The organism is Dyella sp. SG562 (assembly GCF_011759495.1).
Classification (GTDB): Bacteria; Pseudomonadota; Gammaproteobacteria; order Xanthomonadales; family Rhodanobacteraceae; genus Dyella_D; species Dyella_D marensis.
The window spans coordinates 217410-238097 of sequence record NZ_JAAOYS010000008.1; the positions used below are offsets into that span (position 1 = coordinate 217410).

The following is a 20688-nucleotide window of genomic DNA, read 5'->3' on the forward strand; positions in this document are numbered from 1 at the left end:
CATTTTCCAAGCCATTCCATCCATGATCGAGACCAATCCGATCCTTGCGCAGATCGCGGACCTCAAGGGCCGCGTCGAGTCGCTTAGGGGGTATCTTTGACTACGCCACCAAGCGTGAGCGTCTGGAAGAAGTAAGCCGCGAACTGGAAAGTCCCAACGTCTGGGACGATCCGCCGCGCGCGCAGGAGCTGGGCCGCGAACGCGCCCGCCTGGAAACCATCGTCAGCGGCATCGACACGCTCACGGCCGGCCTCGCCGACGCCGGCGACCTGCTGGAGATGGCCGTCGCCGACGACGACGAATCCACCGTGCTGTCCATCGTCAGCGACCTCGGCAAGCTCGACGCCCAGGTGAGCAAGCTGGAATTCCAGCGCATGTTCTCCGGCAAGATGGACTCGGCCAATGCCTTCGTGGACATCCAGGCCGGCGCCGGCGGCACCGAGGCGCAGGACTGGGCGGAGATCCTGCTGCGCATGTACCTGCGCTGGGCCGAATCGCGCGGCTGGAAGGCCGAGCTGCTGGAAGTCAGCGGCGGCGACGTGGCCGGCATCAAGTCCGCCACCTTCCGCGTGGAAGGCGACTACGCCTACGGCTGGCTGAAGACCGAGATCGGCGTGCACCGCCTGGTGCGCAAGAGCCCGTTCGACTCCGACAACCGCCGCCACACCAGCTTCACCTCGGTGTTCGTGTCGCCGGAAGTCGACGACGACATCGATATCGAGATCAACCCGGCTGACCTGCGCACCGACGTGTACCGCTCGTCCGGTGCCGGCGGCCAGCACGTGAACAAGACCGAGTCGGCCGTGCGCATCACCCACATGCCCTCGGGCGTGGTGGTGGCCTGCCAGACCGAGCGCAGCCAGCATGCCAACCGCGACCGCGCGATGAAGATGCTGAAAGCCAAGCTGTACGAGCTGGAACTGCAGAAGCGCAATGCCGAGAAGGACGCGCTGGAAGCGACCAAGTCCGATATCGGCTGGGGCAGCCAGATCCGCAACTACGTGCTGGACCAGAGCCGCATCAAGGACCTGCGCACGGGCATCGAACGCTCCGATACGCAGAAGGTGCTGGACGGCGACCTCGACGAATTCGTCGAAGGCAGCCTGAAGGCCGGCCTGGACGCGGGCGCCAAGCGCATCGACGCCTGAGCGCTCCGCCACCGATTCCACCTGACCGCCGACGAGGTGACCGCATGAGCAGCAGCAAGATCTCCCGGATCCTGATCGCCTGTGCGGCACTGGCGGCAGGCATCGGCATGGCGAGCGCGCAGGAGAGCACGGGGCAGGGCATCAAGCAGGACGCCAAGGCAGCCGGTCACGCGGTCGGCGACGCCGGCCGCGACGTCGGCCACGCCACCCGCGACACCGCCGTCAAGGTCGGGCACGGCGCCCGCGACGCTGGGGTCAAGGTCGGGCATGGCGCGCGCGATGCGGGCGTCGAGGTGGGCCATGGCGCGCGCGATGCCGGACTGAAGGTCGGCCATGGCGCGCGCGATGCCGGACTGAAGGTCGGCCATGGCGCCAAGGACGTGGGCCTCAAGATCGGCCACGGCGCGCGCGACGGCTGGAACGCCACCAAGCATGCGGTGAAGCACGCGGTGGGCAAGGAAGACTGAATGCGCAGCGCACCGCTCGTGCCTGCGAGCCGCACTCCCAGGGAAGAGACCCACGCATGAGAAGCGCCTCGATCGCTCTGTTCGCCGTGAGCCTGCTGGCCGCCGCCACGCTGCATGCGGAAAGCCGCCTGCTGCGCGGCACGGTGGGCAAGTATCCGATCGTGATGCAGCTGGACGAGTCCGACGGCACCGTCTCCGGCACCTACTTCTACGAGAAGTTCAAGCAGGACATCCCGCTGCGCGGCGAACCCGCCAGGCAGGGCTACAAGCTCAGCTCGGCCGCCTACGACACCGACGAAGCCAAGTCGGACCACTTCGTGCTCACCAAGGCCGGCGACGGCTTCAAAGGCAGTTTCAGCGCCGGCAAGGGCGCCAGCCTGCCGGTCGAACTGCACGACGTAGCCGCCGGCTCCGTGCATGAGCCGCGGCCGGATCTGAAGTTCGAGCGTGCGCTGTCGGACTACGAAAAGCTGCGCCTGGCCGATATCCGCTTCGTGCCGGGCAAGAAGGAAACCGTCGGCGGCAAGTACCAGATCCAGTGGTTCTCCGAGCCGCTGTCCAAGCTCGCCATGTTCCATGTGGTCGGCGGTTATCCCGAGGCGGCGATGGCGGCGATCAACCGCACCATCGACACCGGTTTCTACGGCGGCCTGCAGGGGTATTTCGGCTGCGCGAACGGCGAGGGCGGCTCCGGCCAGGAGTCGGCGGAGGTGTCCAGCCACTACCTCACCGAGCGTTTCGTCAGCTACGCCGTCTCCAGCAGCTGGAGCTGCTACGGCGCGGCGCATCCGGATTTCGGCATCAGCGGCACCACCATCGACGCCGCCACCGGCAAGGAGCTGGCGCTGGAAGACGTCTACTGGCTGGGCAGCGGCAGCAAGCCGGCCGAGCGCTCCGACGCGTGGTACCAGTACCGCGAGAAGGTGTACGCGCCGGCCGTGGTGAAGCTGTTCCAGAAGCTCTATCCCGACGCCATGAAGAGCGACGGCGACGACGGCTGCGACTACACCGATCCCGGCGTGTGGGATTTCGGTCCCTGGTATCTCACCGACAAGGGCTTGTACGTCGGCGCCTATTTCGCCCGTGTGGCGCGCAATTGCGACAACCCGGACTGGTCGGTCATCCCGTACAGCGTCCTCAAGAAGAACAATCCCGCACTCTTCGGCCATTAGCCAACATCCCGGCCATCGCCACTTCGACGGCCGACACCACGGAATCACCATGAGCGAAACGACAGACAATCTGCCCATCGACGAGAACAAGCCAGACGTAAATAAGCTTGTTGCTGAGCGTCGCGAGAAACTCCGCGCGCTGCGCGGGCAGGGCGTCGCGTTCCCCAACGATTTCAAGATCGACGCCTTCGCCGGCGACCTGCAGGCCGAATACGCCGACAAGGACGTGCACACCGCCGAGGCGATCGACGCGCTCGCGCGCCGCGTGAAGATGGCCGGCCGCATCGTGCTCAAGCGCGTGCAGGGCAAGGTCAGCTTCGTGCAGGTGCAGGACATGTCCGGCCGCATCCAGTTCTTCATCCACCAGGGCACGGTGGGCGAAGCCACCTACGACGCGTTCAAGGGCTGGGATGCGGGCGACATCGTCGGCGCCGAAGGCCTGCTGATGCGCACCAAGACCGGCGAGCTGTCGGTCAAGGTCGACACCCTGCGCCTGCTGACCAAGAGCCTGCGTCCGCTGCCGGACAAGTTCCACGGCCTGGCCGACGTGGAGCAGCGCTACCGCCAGCGCTACGTCGACCTGATCGTCACCGAGGAATCGCGCCGCGCCTTCGTGCTGCGCTCGCGCATCATCGGCTACATCCGCAAGTGGCTTGAGGCGGAACCCTACCGCTTCATGGAAGTGGAAACGCCGATGATGCAGATCATCCCCGGCGGCGCCACGGCCAAGCCCTTCATCACCCACCACAACGCGCTGGACCTGGACCTGTACCTGCGCGTGGCGCCGGAGCTGTATCTGAAGCGCCTGGTGGTGGGCGGCTTCGACCGCGTGTACGAGATCAACCGCAACTTCCGCAACGAGGGCGTGTCGACCCGGCACAACCCCGAATTCACCATGCTCGAGCTCTACCAGGCCTACGCCACCTACACCGAGATCATGGACCTGACCGAAGGCGTGATCCGCGATACCGCCGCCAACGTCATCGGCAGCACGCAGATCCACTGGGACGGTGCCGACATCGACCTGGGCCCGGCCTTCCGCCGCTGGTCGATGGAGGACGCGGTGCTGGAGCACAACCCGGAGATCCGCCGCGACGAGCTGCGCGACCGCGAAGCGATGGCCGCGCACGCCAGGCGCCTGGGCTGCAACGTCAAGCCGGGCTACGGCTGGGGCAAGCTGCTGCTGGAGATTTTCGAGAAGACCGTCGAGCACACGCTGATCCAGCCCACCTTCATCACCCAGCACCCGGTCGAGGTCTCGCCGCTGGCGCGCGAGAGCGACACCGACAAGGGCATCACTGACCGCTTCGAGCTGTTCATCAACGGCCGCGAGCTGGCCAATGGCTTCTCCGAGCTCAACGATCCGGAAGACCAGGAAGCCCGCTTCCGCGCCCAGGTGGCGGCCAAGGACGCCGGCGACGACGAAGCCATGCACTTCGACGCCGACTACATCCGCGCGCTGGAGGTAGGCCTGCCGCCCACCGGCGGCCTGGGCATCGGTATCGACCGCCTGGTGATGCTGCTGACCGGCGCGGTGTCGATCCGCGACGTGCTGCTGTTCCCCTATATGCGTCCGGAGGCCTGAGCCATGTGGTACGCCATCGTCGGTACCGACGTTCCCGATTCGCTGGAGAAGCGCCTCGGCGCGCGTCCGGCCCATGTCGCCCGCCTGCAGCAGCTGCAGGCGGAGGGACGCATGCTGCTGGCCGGCCCGTTCCCGGCCATCGATGCGGAAGACCCGGGCAGCGCCGGCTTCACCGGAAGCCTGATCGTGGCCGAGTTCGCCTCGCTGCCCGAAGCGCAGGCCTGGGCCGATGCCGACCCGTACGTGGCGGCCGGGGTCTATGCTGCCGTCTCGGTCAAACCCTTCCGCAAGGTGCTGCCCTGACATGACCGCCTCGATGGCCGCCCGGATCCGCGAACGCCTGCAGGCCGCGCTGGCGCCGGTGGAGCTGGACGTGGCCGATGAAGGCCACAAGCACGCCGGCCACGCCAACGAGGGCAAGGGCCACTTCCACGTGCGCATCGTCAGCCCGGTGTTCGCCGGCCAGCCGCCGCTGAAGCGCCACCGCATGATCTATGCGGCCCTGGAAGGGCTGATGGACAACGGCATCCACGCGCTTTCCATCGACGCGCGTCCGCCGGATACCTGAAAGCCTTTGAGCGGCCAGGACATAGGCCTTATCCTGCGTCCTCAAGTCTTCCCGCTGGAATCCTTCTCCCTCCGGGAGAAGGTGCCGGCAGGCGGATGAGGGTACGGGCGGAGTGGGGCGCCTCGCTTCGCCTGTACCCTCACCCCAACCCCTCTCCCGACGGGAGAGAGGCTTCGAGTCGAATCGCAAGCCCCTCTCCAGCTGCCGCGGAATCCGCATGCGCCTGACCACGATCAAACTCGCCGGCTTCAAGTCCTTCGTCGACCCGACCACCCTGCACCTGCCGACCAATATGACCGGCGTGGTGGGTCCGAACGGCTGCGGCAAGTCCAACATCATCGACGCCATCCGCTGGGTGATGGGCGAAAGCGCCGCCAGCCGCCTGCGCGGCGACTCGCTCACCGACGTGATCTTCTCCGGCTCCAACTCGCGCAAGCCGGTGGGCCAGGCCACCGTCGAACTCATCTTCGACAACAGCGACGGCACCATCCAGGGCGAATACGGCCAGTACGCCGAGATCTCGGTGAAGCGCCAGGTCACCCGCGACGGCCAGTCCGCCTACTTCCTCAACGGCGCGCGCTGCCGCCGCCGCGACATCACCGACCTGTTCCTGGGCACGGGCCTCGGGCCCCGCAGCTACTCGATCATCGAGCAGGGCATGATCAGCCAGATCGTCGAGGCCGCGCCGGAAGAACTGCGCGTGCACCTGGAGGAAGCCGCCGGCATCTCCAAGTACAAGGAGCGCCGCAAGGAGACCGAGAGCCGCATCAAGTCCACCCGCGAAAACCTCGACCGCGTGAAGGACGTGCGCGACGAAGTGGACAAGCAGCTCGAACACCTCAACCGCCAGGCCCGCGCCGCCGAGCGCTGGAAGGCGCTGAAGGAAGAACAGACGCGCAAGGAAGCCGAGCTGCGCGCGCTGGAATACCGCGGACTCAAGAGCCAGCACGACGGCGAAGGCGCCGGGCTTTCCGCCGCCGAGATCGAGATCGAGAAGCGCGTGGCCGCGCAGCGCCACGTCGAGGCGCAGCTGGAAAGCGTGCGCGAGCGCCATACCGCCGCCAACGAGCACCTGGGCCAGGTGCAGGGCGAGGTATACAAGGTGGGCGCAGAGATCGCCCGCGTCGAGCAGCAGGTGCGCTTCAACCGCGAGACCGCCGAGCGCCTGGGGCGCGCCCAGGCCGAGGCCGAGCGCGAGCACGAGGAACTGGCCGCGCATATCGCCGCCGACCGCGAACAGACCGAAAGCCTGCGCCTGGCGCTGGCCGAGGGCGAGCCGAAGCTCGAAGCCCTGCAGCAGCTGCAGGACGACACCGCCGACGCGCAGCGCGACACCGAAACCAAGCTGTCCGACTGGCAGCAGCGCTGGGACGCCTACACCCGCACCGCCGGCGAGTCCGCCCGCGCCGCGGAAGTGGAGCGCACCAAGCTGGCCTATCTGGACCGCCAGTCGATCGACCTGGCCAAGCGCCGCGAGGCGCTGGAGAGCGAACAGAAGGCCACCGACATCGAGGCGCTGGACGCTTCCTTCGAACAATTGCAGGGCGAGCACGAAACCCAGCGCGAACGCCTGGAAACCCTGGGCGGCCTGCTCGACCAGCACAAGCTCGGCTACGAGCAGGTGCTGGACGAGGAGCGCCAGGTGCAGTCCGCGCTCAACGAGGCGCGCCAGCAGCTGCAGTCCGCGCGCGGGCGCCAGTCCTCGCTCGAAGCGCTGCAGCACGCCGCGCTGGGCCAGGAGGAAAGCGCCGCCAGCGGCTGGCTGGCGCGGCTGGGCCTGGACAAATCGCGCCGCCTGGGCGAGTCGCTGCAGGTGGAAGCGGGCTGGGAGACGGCGGTGGAAACCGCGCTGGCCGGGTTCCTCGACAGCGTGCTGGTCGACGGCGCGCACGACTACGCCAAGGACTTCGGCGAGCTGAAGGACGCGGATCTCGCCCTGCTGGATGCCGCCGAGGGCGGCGCCAACACCGCCGGGACGCTGGCGGCGCACGTGCGCGGCCCGTCCGCGGCGGTGGCGATCCTCAGCCACGTGCTCACCGCCGAGAACCTCGACGAAGCGCACCAGCGCGTGGCCGGCCTTTCCGCGCTGGCGCCGTACCAGTCGGTGATGACGCGCACCGGCGAGTGGCTCGGCCCGGGCTGGGCGCGCGTGCGCCGCGCGCAGGGCAACCAGGTCGGCGTGCTGGCGCGCGAGCGCGAGATGCGCCTGCTGGCCGAGCAGATCGCCACGCTGGAAGCGCGCATCGAAGAAGCCACCGGCGAACTCGACGACCTGCGCACGCGCAAGTTCGAAGCCGAGCGCGCGCGCGACGACGCGCAGCGCGAGCTGTACAACGCCCATCGCCGCCAGTCCGAACTGGCCGGCCAGCTGCAGAGCCACCGCGGCAAGATGGAAACCGCCCGCGCCCGCGCCGAAAAGGTCAGCGGCGAACTGGGCGAGATCATCGGCCAGCTGGACGAACTGCAGGCGCAGATCCGCGACGCGCGCGCGCGCCTGGACGAATCGGTCAACCACATGGGCGACCTGGAAGACCAGCGCCGCGAGCTGGAAAACGAGCGCCGCGCGCTGCTGGAAGCGCGCGAGGAAGCGCGCATGAATGCGCGCGAGGCCGCCGACCAGGCGCATGCGCTGGCGCTGTCGATGGAATCCAAGCGCTCCGCGCTGGCCTCGCTCGACCAGGCCCTGGCGCGCATGGACACGCAGATCCGCCAGATCGCCTCGCGCCGCGGCGAGATCGCCGAACAGCTGGCCGCCGGCTCCGACCCCATCGCGGAACTGGAAGCGGAGCGCCAGGCCTATCTGGACCAGCGCCTGCTGGTCGACAAGCAGCTGGTGGAGGCGCGCCGCGCGGTGGAAGACTGCGACGCGGAATTCCGCCGCCTGGAGCAGGAGCGCCAGCGCATCGAGCAGGGCCTCAACAGCCTGCGCGAAAGCCTGTCGCAGAAGCGCCTCGCCGCGCAGGCGCTGGAACTGCGCGCCCAGCAATTGGCCGAAGCGATCGCCGCCTCCGGCCTGGAGCTGGAACCGCTGCTGGCGGAGCTGGCCGAAGACGCCGACGCCTCGCAATGGCGCGGCGCGCTCACCGACATCGGCCAGAAGATCCAGCGCCTGGAGCCGGTCAACCTGGCCGCGATCCAGGAGCACGCCGAACAGAGCGAGCGCAAGAATTACCTGGACAACCAGCTGGCGGATCTGACCTCCGCCATGGAAACGCTGGAAGGCGCGATCAAGAAGATCGACCGCGAAACCCGCCAGCGCTTCAAGGAAACCTTCGACCGCGTCAACGCCGGCGTGCAGGAGCTGTTCCCGCGCCTGTTCGGCGGCGGCCACGCGTATCTGGAATTGACCGGCGACGATCTGCTCGATACCGGCGTGGCCATCATGGCCCGTCCGCCGGGCAAGCGCGTCTCCAACATCTCGCTGCTGTCAGGCGGCGAGAAGGCGCTGACCGCCGTATCGCTGGTGTTCTCCATCTTCGGCCTCAACCCCGCGCCGTTCTGCCTGCTGGACGAGGTGGACGCGCCGCTGGACGAGGCCAACGTGGGCCGCTTCTCCAACATGGTGAAGGAGATGAGCGAGAAGGTGCAGTTCATTTTCGTCAGCCACAACAAGGCCACCATGGAGGCCGCGTCGCAGCTGTGCGGCGTGACCATGCGCGAACCCGGCGTGTCGCGCCTGGTGCAGGTGGACCTGGCCGAAGCGGCCAAACTTGCCGGCGCAGCCTGAGGAATCCGACATGACCATGCAACCCGTGCTCGCCCTGGCCTGGAACCCCGCGGTAGGCGTCCCGCTGCTGATCGTGGGTGCGATCGTGCTGGCCCTGATCTGGCTGTTCGGCCAGCCGAAGAAGGAACAGGGCCGCCGCCGCGCGCCCGCCGCGCAGGGCGGCGAGGAGCGGCGCGAGCCGACCTTCGGCGACGACGTGGACGTGGCCGACGAAGCGCCCGGCTTCAGCGCGCGCGACGACTTCCGCCTCGACCCGCTCGACGAGCCCAAGCCGAAGCAGGGCGAGCTGGACATGGGCCTGCGCGAGGAATTGGAGAAGCTCGGCGCCACGCTGTCCAGCGAACGCGTCGCGCCCGCGCCGGTGAGCGCCAAGCCGATGGGCGCGGCGGCCTCGATCATCGAGGCGCTGCGTGCGCCGCCGGAGCAGTTCCTGGCCGCGCAGGGGCATGTCGACGAGCCGGTGAAGCCCGCGGCCGTCGAGTCCGCGCCGTTGGAAACCAGGCCTGTGGAAACCAGGCCCTCGGAAGCCAGGCCGCGCGCGCAGGCACCGGTGCCGCCGCCTGCCGCGCCGGCGCCCGCGCCAGCGGCGCCGCGCGTGCCGCCGCGTTCGGAGCTGGGCAAGCGCCCGGCGCAGTTGCCGGTGGAGCGCATCGTCACCTTGTTCGTGGTGGCGCGCGAAGGCGCGGTGTTCCTCGGGCCCGACCTGATCGTGGCGGCCGAGAAGGCCGGCCTCGAATTCGGCGACATGGGCATCTATCACCGCCTGCTCGACGGCAAGCGCGAACACGGTCCGATCTTCAGCGTGGCCAACATGCTGAAGCCTGGCAACTTCGACCTGAGCCGCCTCGACGCGCTGCGCTCGCCGGGCCTGAGCTTCTTCATGACCCTGCCGGCGCCGATCCCCGCGCTCGACGCCTGGGACGCCATGCTGCCCACGGCGCAGCGGCTGGCCGAGCTGCTGGACGGGCAGGTGCTGGACGAAGAGCGCAACGCGCTGGGCCGCCAGCGCATCGCCCACATCCGCGACGAACTGCGCGGCTGGGACCGCGACCACGAAGGCAAGGAAATCATTTTCGGGCGCTGAGCCCTGGCCGATGCCGCGGGACACCGGGCCCGCTCCCAGGTGGCGACGCCACCGCGGAGCGGGCCTTTTCGTATCCGCGGCTGTGCTGCGCCGCCGCCGGCACACGCATCGCCGGCCGCGCCGCCGCCCCTGCAAATCAGCTCCGGCGGACAGCGACGGGCGGTCTTTCGCCGGGAAAACGGCGCTCCCGCATGACGCGGTCGCAAAAAACACCATGCCGTAAGACACATTTATGCGTTTGCGTCTTGGCGGCATCGCTCACATGCCATACATTCCACCTGCCGAAAGGCACAGGTTTCAACCAAACCCATCAAAACTACGGGGAATGTATGGCCAAGAAAGCCGCCAAGAAGACCACCGCCAAGGCCGCCGCCAAGCCGGCTGCGCTGAAGCCGATCAAGGACGCTCTGAGCAAGTCCGGCCTGGTCGCCCACCTCGCCGAAACCACCGGTGTGGTGGCCAAGGACGTGCGCGCTGTTCTGGGTGCGCTCGAAGGTGCGGTCGCCGGTTCGGTGCACAAGAAGGGCCACGGCTCGTTCACGCTGCCGGGTCTTCTGAAGATCACCGCGGTCAATGTGCCGGCCAAGCCGAAGCGCAAGGGCATCAACCCCTTCACCAAGGAAGAGCAGTGGTTCGCCGCCAAGCCGGCCACGGTGAAGGTGAAGATCCGTCCGCTCAAGAAGCTGAAGGACGCCGCGGTCGGCTAAGCCGTCTGCTGGTGAAAGACGCGGCAGCGCGAGCTGCCGCGTTTTTTTATGCCTGTGCTCCGGGTCCGGGGGAAGCTGCGCTGGCGGGTAGTGATCGCATGGCGTCTTGGAGCTTGCCGCCGCGAAATGCCCGAGCTGCTGTTGCGTAGCGCGGCAAGGTTTGGACGTCCATACGCCGGCGCCACCGGCGCGCTGCTATAAAGCCCGCCGCAGCGGATCACGGCAGAGACGCAGATGCAGGCCACTTCTTCCTCGTCGGGCGGGCAGGGTGCATGGCGGGTCGCCGTGCTGGAGGACGATTGCCGCCTGCGCGAGGACGTGCTCGTACCGGGGCTGCTGAGCTTCGGTTTCGAAGCCGTCGGCATCGGCCGCGCGGCGGAACTCTATCGACGCATGCTCGCTGAACGCTTCGACCTGGCGGTGCTGGACCTGGGCCTGCCCGATGAAGACGGCCTCTCGGTGGCGCGGCACCTGCGCCGCTGTTCGCAGATCGGCATCGTGGTGCTCACCGGCCGCACGGCCGAACACGATGAGATCCGCGCGCTTACCGCGGGCGCCGACATCTACCTGCGCAAGCCGGCCGGCATGGCGCTGCTGGCGGCGAGTCTGCATAGCGTGGGCCGGCGCCTGCCGGGTGCGCCGCGACCGGCTTCGCCGGCACCGGCCATCCAAGCGGCGGCTCATGCCGCTCCCGCCGGATGGCGCCTGTCGACCGACGACTGGAATCTCGTGGCTCCCACGGGCGAGTCCATCCCGCTGTCCGCTTCCGAGCGCTGCGTTCTGCGCCCGCTGTTCGCCGCCGGCGGCGGGGCGGTGGCGCGGGAGGTGCTGATCGGCGCCTGGCATGGCGAGGACGCCGAGTTCGACCCGCATCGCCTGGAAATGCTCATTTACCGCCTGCGCCGGAAGGCGAGGGCGCTGGGCATGCCGGTGCTGCCGCTGATCACGGTGCGCGGTGGCGGCTATGCCTTCGTCGGGCGCGGCGGGTCGGCGTAGGAGCGGGCCTAAAAGCGCGGTGTCCCATGCAGCCCGCGTGAGTTTCTCTCCTGTTGCGGCGGGTCGTGTTCTGCCGCTCGGATGTGCGTGGCGGCGGGCTTTGCGTGCAGCACTGCGTGAGCAAGAAGCCGTGGCACGCCAGTGCCAGGTGATGTCCGGTTGGGAAGCGTGAGTGATCGCCCGCCCGATCTGCGGAAAGCTGACTCCATCGGCGCGACGCCAACGCCTGCGTCGCCACTTCCCCGCCGTTATGGAGCACCGCATGAAAAGGATGCACAGCAAGGCCCTGCACGATGCCTGGCCGCTTGCCGGTTCGATCTACGGCAAGAGCGACGGCGACCACGCCGCGCGCTTCCGCTTCGGTGCCTCGTGTGCGGCAGCGGAAGGCCTGCTGGCGGAGCACCTGCGGCGAATCCAGTGGAACGCATGGCCTGAGCTTCGGCCGATGAGTGCAGGGCACGCCCCGTAACAGGAGCGCGCCACCCCGTTGGTGGCCCGGCCGCGCGCATGCCGCGCGGCGACCGGGAGCCGCAGGTCTTCGCGCGGCCGTGGCCACCTCTCCGAACCTTGTCCGGCTCCTTTCCCGAGGTATTCGCATGAAACGACATCTCATCGGCTTTCCGATCGTGACCCTCATCGCCGCGATGGCGGCATCGGTTCCCCAGCTCCATGCGCATGGGTTTCATGCCGGCATGGATGCGTCCCGCCAGGCCAGCGCGTCCGATCGCTTCATCGTCACCTACCGGCAAGGCAGCAGCGAAGTCCGCGACCAGGGCGCCGCCCTGCAGAACGTGAGCGCGGCGGTGAGCAGAAGCGGATTGGACAAGGCCGTGTTCAAGGACCTGGGCTTGGGCATTCGGCGCTTGTACGCCAGCTACGTGCGCAAACTTGCCGCGGGCGGCGACCTGATCGGCGTATCGCATTCGCTGGACGACGTGCAGGCACGCAAGCTGATGCGCGCGATCGCGGCGGATCCCGCCGTGCTGCATGTCGAGCGCGACATTCGTCTGCATGCGCTGGACGGTTCGCGGCTTGCGGCTGAAGTATCGCCGCGTGGAATGTCTTCCCATCATGTTTTCCCCATGGCCCGGTGGAACTACGGCGATCCGCGCGGCGGCGCCAACGTCGAGAAGGCCTGGGAGCTTGCCGACGGCAAGGACGTCGTCGTCGCCGTGCTCGACACAGGCATCACGCAGCACCCCGGACTCGATCTTTCACTGGCCGATGCCGGTTACGACTTCACCAGGGATCCCTTGACCTCCGGCCGCGACGAGTATGGCCGCGCCGCGGGAGGCTGGGATCCGGGCGACTGGAGCAACACGCCCGAATACGAGGACTGCTTCGATGAGCCGGGTGGGGAAGCCAGCACTTGGCAGGGCACGCGGGCGGCCGGCATCGTGGCAGGGCTGGCTGGCGGCCCCACGGGAAACCTGGGCATCGCCTATCGGGCGAAAGTGTTGCCGGTCCGCGTGGCAGGGCATTGCGGTGCGGGTTATCTATCGGACATCACCGATGCCATCGTGTGGGCCGCGGGAGGGCGCGTCCGCGGCGTGCCGGACAACAAGCATCCGGCGCAGGTCATCACCCTGGGCGTCGGCGACCGCTTCGAGGACGGCTGCACGGAAACCTTCAGCCTGAAAAGCGCCATTGCGGAAGCCCGTCTCCGCGGCGCGGTCGTGATCGCTCCCGCCGGCGATTTCGGCGGCGATGTGGACCTGGCGGTTCCAGCGAGCTGTCCGGGTGTCATTGCCGTTGCCGCCAATGGCATCAGGGGTGGGCGCGCCGGCAACTCCAGCTTCGGTTCGGGCGTCGCGCTGGCTGCCCCGGGCGGTGGCGAGGCGGCGGATGGCAGTGCCAAGGATCTGATCTGGTCCTTGTCGAACGAAGGAGCGACGGTGCCGGCCGATCCGGGCTATGGCGGATCCAGCGGTACGGCATTGGCTGCCGCCCATGTGGCAGGTGCCGCTGCGCTGGTGATCGGTGCCGTGAAGCAGGCCGGCCTGCCCGCGCTGGACGCGGAGCAGGTGGGCAAAGTGCTGGTCGATACGGCCCGGGCTTTCCCTGTCGCACCGGATCGGCCGATCGGCGCCGGCATTCTGGATGCGTATGCGGCGGTGATGAAAGCCTTGGGCAGCGCGGCCCCGGCCGAGTCCGTCATCCCGCTGGAACGCGGCGTGCTCCGTTCGGAACCATCCATCGCCCAGGACCAGAGCCTGCTCTACGCCATCACGGTTCCTGCCGGTGCACGCCATCTCCATCTGCGTACGCTGGGCGGGAAGGGGGACGCAACGCTTTATCTGAAATCCGGGCTCGCACCAGCCGTCGATGGCGCGAACGCAGATGCCACCTCGGACCACGCGGGCAATAACGAAGCGATCGCGATAAGCCGGCCGCAGCCGGGCACCTGGTATCTGCGCGTCCGCGCGAAGCAGGCGGCCAGCCATCTGTCGGTACAGGGCAGCTACGCACTTTGAGTATTGCGCCGCGTGCCAGCGGGCCCTGGCTCCCGCCGGGGCTCGTCCGGCCAGGTTTTCGATCTGGATGTCTATATGGCCGAACGTATGAGCTTATGCGCATCGATCATTTCGTTGCCCGCCGAAAACCCGGCAACCTGCCCGTGTCCATCCGGACCAACGGCGCCCTAGCACGCCACTGACGCTCTCTGAATGCTTGGCATGGGACAAAGCCATCAGGGTGGAGCGCGCAGGCGCCCACGCCATCCCCATCCGCCATTGGAGTCCGACCTTGAAACGCCTTGGCCCGACCTTGCTGCTCGCCATCGCCGGCTTTGCTTTCGGCGCCACCGTCCAGGCGCAGGACGTGCGCCTGCTCAACGTCTCCTTCGACCCCACCCGCGAGCTCTACAAGGACGCCGACACCGCCTTCGCCGCCTCCTGGAAGCGCCAGACCGGCAAGGATCTGCGCATCACCACCTCCAACGGCGGCTCCGGCAAGCAGTCGCGCGCGGTGCAGGACGGCCTGGAAGCGGACGTGGTCACCCTGGCCCTGGCCTGGGACATCGACGTGCTGGCCGACCGCGGCCTGCTGGCCAAGGACTGGCAGTCGCGCCTGCCCGAGCACAGCACGCCCTACACCTCGACCGTGGTGTTCCTGGTGCGCAAGGGCAATCCCAAGGGCATCCGCGACTGGCCCGACCTGGTCCGCGACGGCGTGCAGGTGATCACGCCCAATCCCAAGACCTCCGGCGGTGCCCGCTGGAACTTCCTGGCCGCCTGGGGCTGGGCGCAGCGGCAGCCCGGCGGCAATGCGGACAGGGCGCGCGCCTACGTGGCCCAGCTCTACAAGCACGTGCCGGTGCTGGACACCGGCGCGCGCGGCGCCACCAACACCTTCGTCCAGCGCGGCATCGGCGACGTGCTGATCGCCTGGGAGAGCGAGGCGCTGCAGGCCCGGCAGGAGCTGGGCGCGGACAAGTTCGACGTGGTCGTGCCCTCGCTGACCATCCTGGCCGAACCTCCGGTGGCCGTGGTCGACAAGGTGGTCGACAAGCACGGCACCCGCGCGGTGGCCGAGGCCTATCTCAAGTTCCTGTACTCGCCGGAGGGCCAGGCCCTGGTGGCCAGGCATTACTACCGCCCGCGCGATGCGGCCGCGGCGGCGAAGTACAGCTCGACCTTTCCGCCGGTGAAGACCTTCACCCTGGCCGAGCAGTTCGGCGACTGGCGCAAGGCGCAGGCCACGTATTTCGCCGACGGCGGCATCTACGACCAGCTCAGCGAAGCGGGGCACTGAGGCCATGAGCCGCCGCGCCTTGCCCGGATTCGGCCTCAGCCTGGGCGTCACCCTGGCCTGGCTGGGCGGGATCGTGCTGCTGCCGCTGACGGCGCTGGCCTGGAAGGCGGCCAGCCTGGGGCCGTCCTTGTGGTGGCAGCACCTGGGCACGCGCCGGGTGTTGCTGGCCCTGCAATTGAGTTTCGGCGGGGCGCTGGCGGCGGCCGCGATCGACCTGCTGCTGGGCCTGCTGCTGGCCTGGGTGCTGGTGCGCTACCGCTTCCCGCTGCGCCGCGTATGCGATGCCCTGATCGACCTGCCTTTCGCGCTGCCCACCGCCGTGGCCGGCATCGCGCTTACCGCGCTGTACGCACCCAATGGCTGGATCGGGCACCTGCTGCAGCCGCTGGGCGTGCAGGTGGCCTATACGCGGCTGGGCGTGCTGCTGGCGATGGTCTTCGTCGGTTTGCCGTTCGTGGTGCGCACCCTGCAGCCGGTCATCGAAAGCCTGGAACGCGAAGTGGAAGAAGCCGCGCTTACCCTCGGCGCCTCGCCCTGGCAGAGCTTCCGCCGCGTGCTGCTGCCGCTGCTTGCGCCCACCTTGCTCACCGGCTTTGCGCTGGCGCTGGCGCGGGCGGTGGGCGAATACGGTTCGGTCATCTACATCTCCGGCAACCTGCCCATGCGCACGGAAATCGTGCCGCTGCTGATCGTGCAGAAGATCGATGCCGGCGACGACACCGCACCGGCCGCGCTGCTGGGCGCGGTGATGCTCGCCGTGTCCTTGCTGGTGCTGCTGGCGGTGAACGGCCTGCAGCGCTGGAGCCGGCGCTGGAGCGTGGTGTCCTGATGGCTGCCGTCGCCGCCCATGCCGTGCATCATCCCGCCAGCCGTTCGCGCAGCGGACGCTGGCGGCACGCCACGCTGATCGTGCTCGCCTTGCTGTGCGTCGGCGGCCTGCTGGTGCTGCCGCTGCTGGCGGTATTCGCCGAGGCCTTCGCCAAGGGCTGGGCGGTGTTCGCCGCTGCCGTGACAGACCCCGATGCGCTGGCCGCGGTGCGCCTGACGCTGACCGTCGCCGCCATCGCGGTGCCGGCGAATACCGTGTTCGGCCTGGCCGCCGCATGGTTGCTGACGCACCACCAGTTCCGCGGCAAGGGGCTGCTGGAGGCCCTGATCGACCTGCCGTTCTCGGTGTCGCCGGTGGTCGCCGGCCTGGTCTGCGTGCTGGTCTACGGCGTGCACGGCTGGTATGGCGGCTGGCTGGAGGCTCACGGCCTGCGCGTGATCTTCGCCTGGCCCGGCCTGGTGCTGGCCACGGTGTTCGTGGCGTTCCCGTTCGTCGCGCGCGAGCTGATCCCGTTGATGCAGGCGCAGGGCAGCGACGAGGAACTGGCGGCCCGTACGCTCGGCGCCGGTGGCTGGCAGATCTTTTTCCGCGTCACCTTGCCCAGAATCCGCTGGGCCCTGCTGTACGGCGTGCTGCTGTGCACCGCGCGCAGCATGGGCGAGTTCGGCGCCGTATCGGTGGTGTCGGGACATCTCCCCGGCCTCACCAATACGCTGCCGCTGCAGGTGGACCAGGTCTACAACGGCGGCAGCGACAGCGCGATCGCTTCGTCCTTCGCGCTGGCTTCGCTGCTGGCCTGCCTGGGACTGGTCACGCTGCTGGCCAAGTGGCTGATGGAATCGCGCCATGGCGGCGAACTGGCGCACTCCCCCCGACGTTCCGAGTCTTCCGCATGAGTCTTTCGATCCGCCAGCTCACCCGCCGCTACGGCGCCTTCGCCGCGCTGGACGATTTCTCGCTCGACATCGCCGAGGGTGAATTCGTTGCGCTGCTGGGGCCGTCCGGTTCCGGCAAGAGCAGCCTGCTGCGCATCCTCGCCGGCCTGGACGATCCGGACCGCGGCGACGTGCTGCGCGATGGCACCGACCTGCTCGCGCTGCCGGCCCAGCGCCGCGATATCGGTCTCGTGTTCCAGCATTACGCACTGTTCCCGCACATGACCGTGGCGGACAACATCGCCTTCGGCCTGCGCGTGCGGCCGCGTGCGCGCAGGCCCTCGCGCCGCGACATCGCCGCGCGCGTGGACGACCTGCTGCGCCGCGTGCAGCTGGAGGAACTGGGCCGCCGCTATCCGGCCCAGCTTTCCGGCGGCCAGCGCCAGCGCGTCGCCCTGGCGCGTGCCCTCGCGGTGGAGCCGTCGCTGCTCCTGCTCGACGAACCCTTCGGTGCGCTCGACGCCCAGGTACGCGGCACGCTGCGCCTGTGGCTGCGCGAGCTGCAGCGTTCGCTCGGCCTCACCACGGTGCTGGTCACGCACGATCAGGACGAGGCGCTGGAACTGGCCGACCGGGTGGTGGTGATGAATCGCGGACGCATCGAACAGGTCGGCACGCCAGGCGAGATCTATCGCGAGCCGGCCACACCGTTCGTGCACGGCTTCGTCGGCCGCGCCAACCGGCTTCGCGGCCACGTCGAGCGCGACCGCCTGCATCTGGGCGGACACGTATTCCAGGGCGAGTTGCCGGCCGAGCTCGCCGGCCGCGAAGTCGAAGCCTGGCTGCGGCCGGAACATCTGGCGCTCGCCTCCCGCGGCCTGGCCGGATGGAGCGGCCGGCTGCAGCACCTGGACCTGGCTGGCCCGGTGGCCCGTGCCCGGCTGGCGATGCATGGCGAAGGCCTGGTGCTGGAGGCCGAATGGAACGCCGCCGAGGTAGCGGCGCACGCCCTTGCCGTTGGGGACGTGGTGACGGTCCAGCCGCGTGAATTCACCCTGTTCACCGACGCTGCCGCCGGCGCCCGCCGCCACCGCTTCGTGCCGGCGCCCGCAGGCCCGCACACCGATTCGCACCCGATCGACTTCGCCGCCTGGCTGCACCGCAAGGCCTGAGCGGACTGGCACGCTTCCCCGCGAAGCTGCGGCAGGGTGCCGCATAGGGTCGGTTTTGGCCGCATGTCCACCATCGCGGCGGGTGGGCGTTGCCCACCGTGAGGCGCGGCGTCCGTGTTTCCTGAGATTTCTGGGTGAATTCACCAGGAAACGCTGGAAATTTGGCGGCCAGTCTTTCAAGGGGCTTGCATCCGCCCAGGCGGATAGACGTCTTTTCATGACGAATAGGACTGGACTGGAATTATTCCTATGACCAATGGTCTAGCCGTCCGCCATGGCACGCTTCTTTCTTACGTCATCCGCAAGACAGATAACCGATGCACACTGACGTTGACCGCTGGCGCGTGGCAAAATAAGCGTCCGGACGCGGTGGGTTTTACGCAGTAGATACTTCTTAGGGCTCGATCTCTCGCCCAGCTCACGCCACCAATCGAGCGTGAAGCGCATCACACATTTCAAGACTTGCTTCTTTGTTACCGGTCCGACGACGTAACCCGCGGGCTTTTTCGTTCGATCATTGCAGCTTGATGCCCTTGCCGCCGGAGAGCAGGACGCCGGGGAGGCGAGCGGCGCAGGGGTGGCGATCAACGATTGAGCACAGGCGGCCGACGCAAACGGTCGGAGGACGATGGCGACGACGGGGAGGGAGGCTATGCAGGAGGAATCGATCCGGTTCGTATGGTGGCGCCACCTGCTGGTGGCCGTCGGCTATGCCGCCGCGTACGTCTTGCTGCGCAGTGTTTCGGTATCCAACTGGAACCTGCCCGCCAGCCTGCGCCTTGCCGCGCTGCTGCTGGTGCCCATGCGTTACTGGCCCGCGCTGGTGCTCGGCGAGGCGATGCCCGTCGCTTACCAGGCCTGGCTCAGCCACGGCATGTTCGGCTGGGCCTGGGCGAGCTTCGCCGCCTTCCCGCCGATGGCGCTGTGCGCGCCTTTCATGGCCTGGTTCCGCCGCCGCACCATGGTCGTGCAGGCGGATGGGCGCGTCGATATTCCTGCCGTGCTGACCGCGGCTCTGGCCTGCGCCGTGCTCACGGCTGCCGGCAATGTCGCCGCGCTGGCCTCGGTGCACATGCCCGCGGGGCAGCCCGCGCCGGCGATCACTGCGCGCATCGTGTTCGGTTACTTCCTGGGCAATTACCTCGGCGCGCTGACCCTGGCCCCGCTGGCGCTCGCCGTGCGCGGCTGGCTGGCCGGTACGCGTCCGGCTGTGGCCTGGGCATCGCTGCGCCGCAGCGGTCTGCTGCGCGACGGCGCGATGAGCCTGCTGCTGCCGCTCACGGCACTGGCCGGCATCGGCTACGCCAGCGAGAACGCGGATGCCATGCAGGTCTGCCGCATCGCGATGTTCGTGCCGGTGGCCTGGCTCACCCTGCGCCATGGCTGGCGCGGTGCGGCTTTCGGCGGCGCCGCGGCCAGCTGCGCGGTGGCGCTCACCTCCACCATCGTGCGCGATCCTTCGGTGATCCAGGCGCAGGCGATCATCGCCTTCGCCATCTCCACCTTGCTGATGCTCGGCACGCGCCTGGCGCAGACCGCCAGCGGCGAAGCCAGTGTGCAGCGCGAGCGCGTCGACCGCGAATACGGCCTGCTGCTCGCGCAGCAGGGCCTGTACCAGGAAGAGCTGCGCATGAAGCATGCGGCCGAGGCGCTGGAGCAGGTGCGCCAGTCCATGCGCGACATGCAGAACCGCCTGCTCGACCATTTGCGCGACCGCATCCCCGCCAACGAAGAGCGTGCCTATACGCGGCAGGCCGCCTTGGCCCAGCACGAGATGCATCGCCTCACCAATGCGCTGTATCCGCGCGTGTGGCGCGAGCAGGGCGAGACCTCGACGGTGCAGCTGCGCGACGGACCGGTGGCGATGGCCGCGGCCGCGATCGGCGCTACCTACGAATGCGAATTGGTGGGCCAGGATCTCGAGCATCTGGCCTCCGACGTGCACATGACGCTGTACCGCCTGGCCGGCGAATCGCTGGTGTACGCGCTGAGTCGCCAGGCCACGCGCCATGTGGACCTGGTGATCCGCGGCGGCCACAGCCAGGGCATGCGCTGGGTGGTGATGCGCATGGATTGCCATCGCGCGTCGGCCACCGATGGCGGGATGCGCCTGGCGCAGGACCAGTGGAAGAAGGCGATGTCGCTGCTGGGCACCAGCGGGCAGGGGATCGAGACGATCCGCGAGCGTGCGCAGATTTATGGTGGCGATGCGCATGTGCGGGAGAATCCGCTGGGGTTGCGGGTGACGGTGTTGTTGCACGATGCCTTGCGGGGGCGGGTGGATGGGGCGCGGGTGTCCGCACCCTGAGGGTTAGGGCCTGCGGCGGCTTTTTTTCGCCTTGCGAGTGCTGAGTATGTGTCCCTCTCCTCTTCGTGGAGAGGGGCGGGGGGGCTGAGTTCACCGCACCCTCCAATCCTCGTCATTCCGGCGTAGGCCGGACGAGCGCGTAGCGCGAAGAACGCCCGCAGGGCGGCCCCGAAGGGGTGAGCGAAGCGAATCATCCAGTGACGGTATCGCGCGGTTGTCGCGTTGACGTTGGTGAGTCTCGCCTACGGCGAGTGTTTCGTGCCGCTGCCGCGGCCCGACTTACTTTCTCTTGCGTGC

General features: G+C 68.5%; 17 protein-coding genes. All 17 read left to right on the forward strand.

What is annotated here, in order from left to right; translation table 11 throughout:
• The first annotated feature begins 22 nt into the window (after window positions 1-22).
• Window positions 23-1148, forward strand: a protein-coding gene (gene prfB, locus FHW84_RS15950; protein WP_167256954.1) for a peptide chain release factor 2 whose coding sequence is annotated in 2 segments (ribosomal slippage) — window positions 23-97 and window positions 99-1148 — 1125 coding nt in all. Because the reading frame shifts where the segments join, the coding sequence is not laid out codon by codon here.
• A gap of 44 nt (window positions 1149-1192) precedes the next feature.
• Window positions 1193-1615 (forward strand): hypothetical protein, encoded by a 423-nt coding sequence (locus FHW84_RS15955; protein ID WP_167256955.1) that lies wholly within the window; start codon window positions 1193-1195, stop codon window positions 1613-1615.
• A 56-nt stretch (window positions 1616-1671) separates the two neighbouring features.
• Entirely contained in the window at window positions 1672-2787 is a 1116-nt protein-coding gene (locus tag FHW84_RS15960; protein WP_167256956.1) for a hypothetical protein, read from the forward strand.
• A 49-nt stretch (window positions 2788-2836) separates the two neighbouring features.
• The gene (gene lysS / locus FHW84_RS15965; protein ID WP_167256957.1) at window positions 2837-4372 is read left to right on the forward strand and encodes a lysine--tRNA ligase; all 1536 of its coding nucleotides are present in this window, start codon (window positions 2837-2839) and stop codon (window positions 4370-4372) included.
• A 3-nt stretch (window positions 4373-4375) separates the two neighbouring features.
• On the forward strand, window positions 4376-4675 hold the full coding sequence (locus FHW84_RS15970) for a YciI family protein (protein ID WP_167256958.1): 300 nt from the start codon (window positions 4376-4378) through the stop codon (window positions 4673-4675).
• A 1-nt stretch (window position 4676) separates the two neighbouring features.
• The gene (locus FHW84_RS15975) at window positions 4677-4940 is read left to right on the forward strand and encodes a BolA family protein (protein ID WP_167256959.1); all 264 of its coding nucleotides are present in this window, start codon (window positions 4677-4679) and stop codon (window positions 4938-4940) included.
• A 217-nt stretch (window positions 4941-5157) separates the two neighbouring features.
• Entirely contained in the window at window positions 5158-8667 is a 3510-nt protein-coding gene (smc, locus tag FHW84_RS15980) for a chromosome segregation protein SMC (protein WP_167256960.1), read from the forward strand.
• Between the two features lie 10 nt (window positions 8668-8677).
• Window positions 8678-9751, forward strand: coding sequence for a cell division protein ZipA (gene zipA, locus FHW84_RS15985; protein ID WP_167256961.1), 1074 nt, complete (start codon window positions 8678-8680; stop codon window positions 9749-9751).
• Window positions 9752-10080: 329 nt separating this feature from the next.
• Window positions 10081-10458, forward strand: coding sequence for an HU family DNA-binding protein (locus FHW84_RS15990; RefSeq protein WP_167256962.1), 378 nt, complete (start codon window positions 10081-10083; stop codon window positions 10456-10458).
• A gap of 234 nt (window positions 10459-10692) precedes the next feature.
• Window positions 10693-11454 carry a response regulator transcription factor gene (locus FHW84_RS15995; RefSeq protein WP_167256963.1) on the forward strand — a complete coding sequence of 254 codons (762 nt, stop codon included), beginning with the start codon at window positions 10693-10695 and terminating at the stop codon, window positions 11452-11454.
• 262 nt (window positions 11455-11716) lie between these two features.
• The gene (locus FHW84_RS16000; RefSeq protein ID WP_167256964.1) at window positions 11717-11923 is read left to right on the forward strand and encodes a hypothetical protein; all 207 of its coding nucleotides are present in this window, start codon (window positions 11717-11719) and stop codon (window positions 11921-11923) included.
• A 127-nt stretch (window positions 11924-12050) separates the two neighbouring features.
• Window positions 12051-13928, forward strand: coding sequence for a S8 family serine peptidase (locus FHW84_RS16005; RefSeq protein WP_167256965.1), 1878 nt, complete (start codon window positions 12051-12053; stop codon window positions 13926-13928).
• A 295-nt stretch (window positions 13929-14223) separates the two neighbouring features.
• Entirely contained in the window at window positions 14224-15207 is a 984-nt protein-coding gene (locus FHW84_RS16010; RefSeq protein WP_208399824.1) for a sulfate ABC transporter substrate-binding protein, read from the forward strand.
• 4 nt (window positions 15208-15211) lie between these two features.
• Window positions 15212-16036 carry a sulfate ABC transporter permease subunit CysT gene (gene cysT, locus FHW84_RS16015; protein ID WP_167256966.1) on the forward strand — a complete coding sequence of 275 codons (825 nt, stop codon included), beginning with the start codon at window positions 15212-15214 and terminating at the stop codon, window positions 16034-16036.
• Window positions 16036-16932, forward strand: coding sequence for a sulfate ABC transporter permease subunit CysW (cysW, locus tag FHW84_RS16020; protein WP_167256967.1), 897 nt, complete (start codon window positions 16036-16038; stop codon window positions 16930-16932). Before cysT ends, cysW begins: the two co-directional genes overlap by 1 nt.
• Window positions 16929-18083: an ABC transporter ATP-binding protein gene (locus FHW84_RS16025; protein ID WP_167256968.1), complete on the forward strand. Its 1155-nt coding sequence runs from the start codon at window positions 16929-16931 to the stop codon at window positions 18081-18083. The genes cysW and FHW84_RS16025 overlap by 4 nt, the downstream gene beginning before the upstream one ends.
• A gap of 652 nt (window positions 18084-18735) precedes the next feature.
• The gene (locus tag FHW84_RS16030) at window positions 18736-20391 is read left to right on the forward strand and encodes an MASE1 domain-containing protein (protein WP_167256969.1); all 1656 of its coding nucleotides are present in this window, start codon (window positions 18736-18738) and stop codon (window positions 20389-20391) included.
• Window positions 20392-20688 lie beyond the last annotated feature (297 nt).

Excerpts from the sequence above, each read along its gene's own strand:
- FHW84_RS15955 (WP_167256955.1), top strand. The coding sequence starts at position 1,193 with ATGAGCAGCAGCAAGATCTCCCGGATCCTGATCGCCTGTGCGGCACTG.
- FHW84_RS15960 (WP_167256956.1), top strand. The coding sequence starts at position 1,672 with ATGAGAAGCGCCTCGATCGCTCTGTTCGCCGTGAGCCTGCTGGCCGCC.
- lysS (WP_167256957.1), top strand. The coding sequence starts at position 2,837 with ATGAGCGAAACGACAGACAATCTGCCCATCGACGAGAACAAGCCAGAC.
- FHW84_RS15970 (WP_167256958.1), top strand. The coding sequence starts at position 4,376 with ATGTGGTACGCCATCGTCGGTACCGACGTTCCCGATTCGCTGGAGAAG.
- FHW84_RS15975 (WP_167256959.1), top strand. The coding sequence starts at position 4,677 with ATGACCGCCTCGATGGCCGCCCGGATCCGCGAACGCCTGCAGGCCGCG.
- smc (WP_167256960.1), top strand. The coding sequence starts at position 5,158 with ATGCGCCTGACCACGATCAAACTCGCCGGCTTCAAGTCCTTCGTCGAC.
- zipA (WP_167256961.1), top strand. The coding sequence starts at position 8,678 with ATGACCATGCAACCCGTGCTCGCCCTGGCCTGGAACCCCGCGGTAGGC.
- FHW84_RS15990 (WP_167256962.1), top strand. The coding sequence starts at position 10,081 with ATGGCCAAGAAAGCCGCCAAGAAGACCACCGCCAAGGCCGCCGCCAAG.
- FHW84_RS15995 (WP_167256963.1), top strand. The coding sequence starts at position 10,693 with ATGCAGGCCACTTCTTCCTCGTCGGGCGGGCAGGGTGCATGGCGGGTC.
- FHW84_RS16000 (WP_167256964.1), top strand. The coding sequence starts at position 11,717 with ATGAAAAGGATGCACAGCAAGGCCCTGCACGATGCCTGGCCGCTTGCC.
- FHW84_RS16005 (WP_167256965.1), top strand. The coding sequence starts at position 12,051 with ATGAAACGACATCTCATCGGCTTTCCGATCGTGACCCTCATCGCCGCG.
- cysT (WP_167256966.1), top strand. The coding sequence starts at position 15,212 with ATGAGCCGCCGCGCCTTGCCCGGATTCGGCCTCAGCCTGGGCGTCACC.
- cysW (WP_167256967.1), top strand. The coding sequence starts at position 16,036 with ATGGCTGCCGTCGCCGCCCATGCCGTGCATCATCCCGCCAGCCGTTCG.
- FHW84_RS16025 (WP_167256968.1), top strand. The coding sequence starts at position 16,929 with ATGAGTCTTTCGATCCGCCAGCTCACCCGCCGCTACGGCGCCTTCGCC.
- FHW84_RS16030 (WP_167256969.1), top strand. The coding sequence starts at position 18,736 with ATGCAGGAGGAATCGATCCGGTTCGTATGGTGGCGCCACCTGCTGGTG.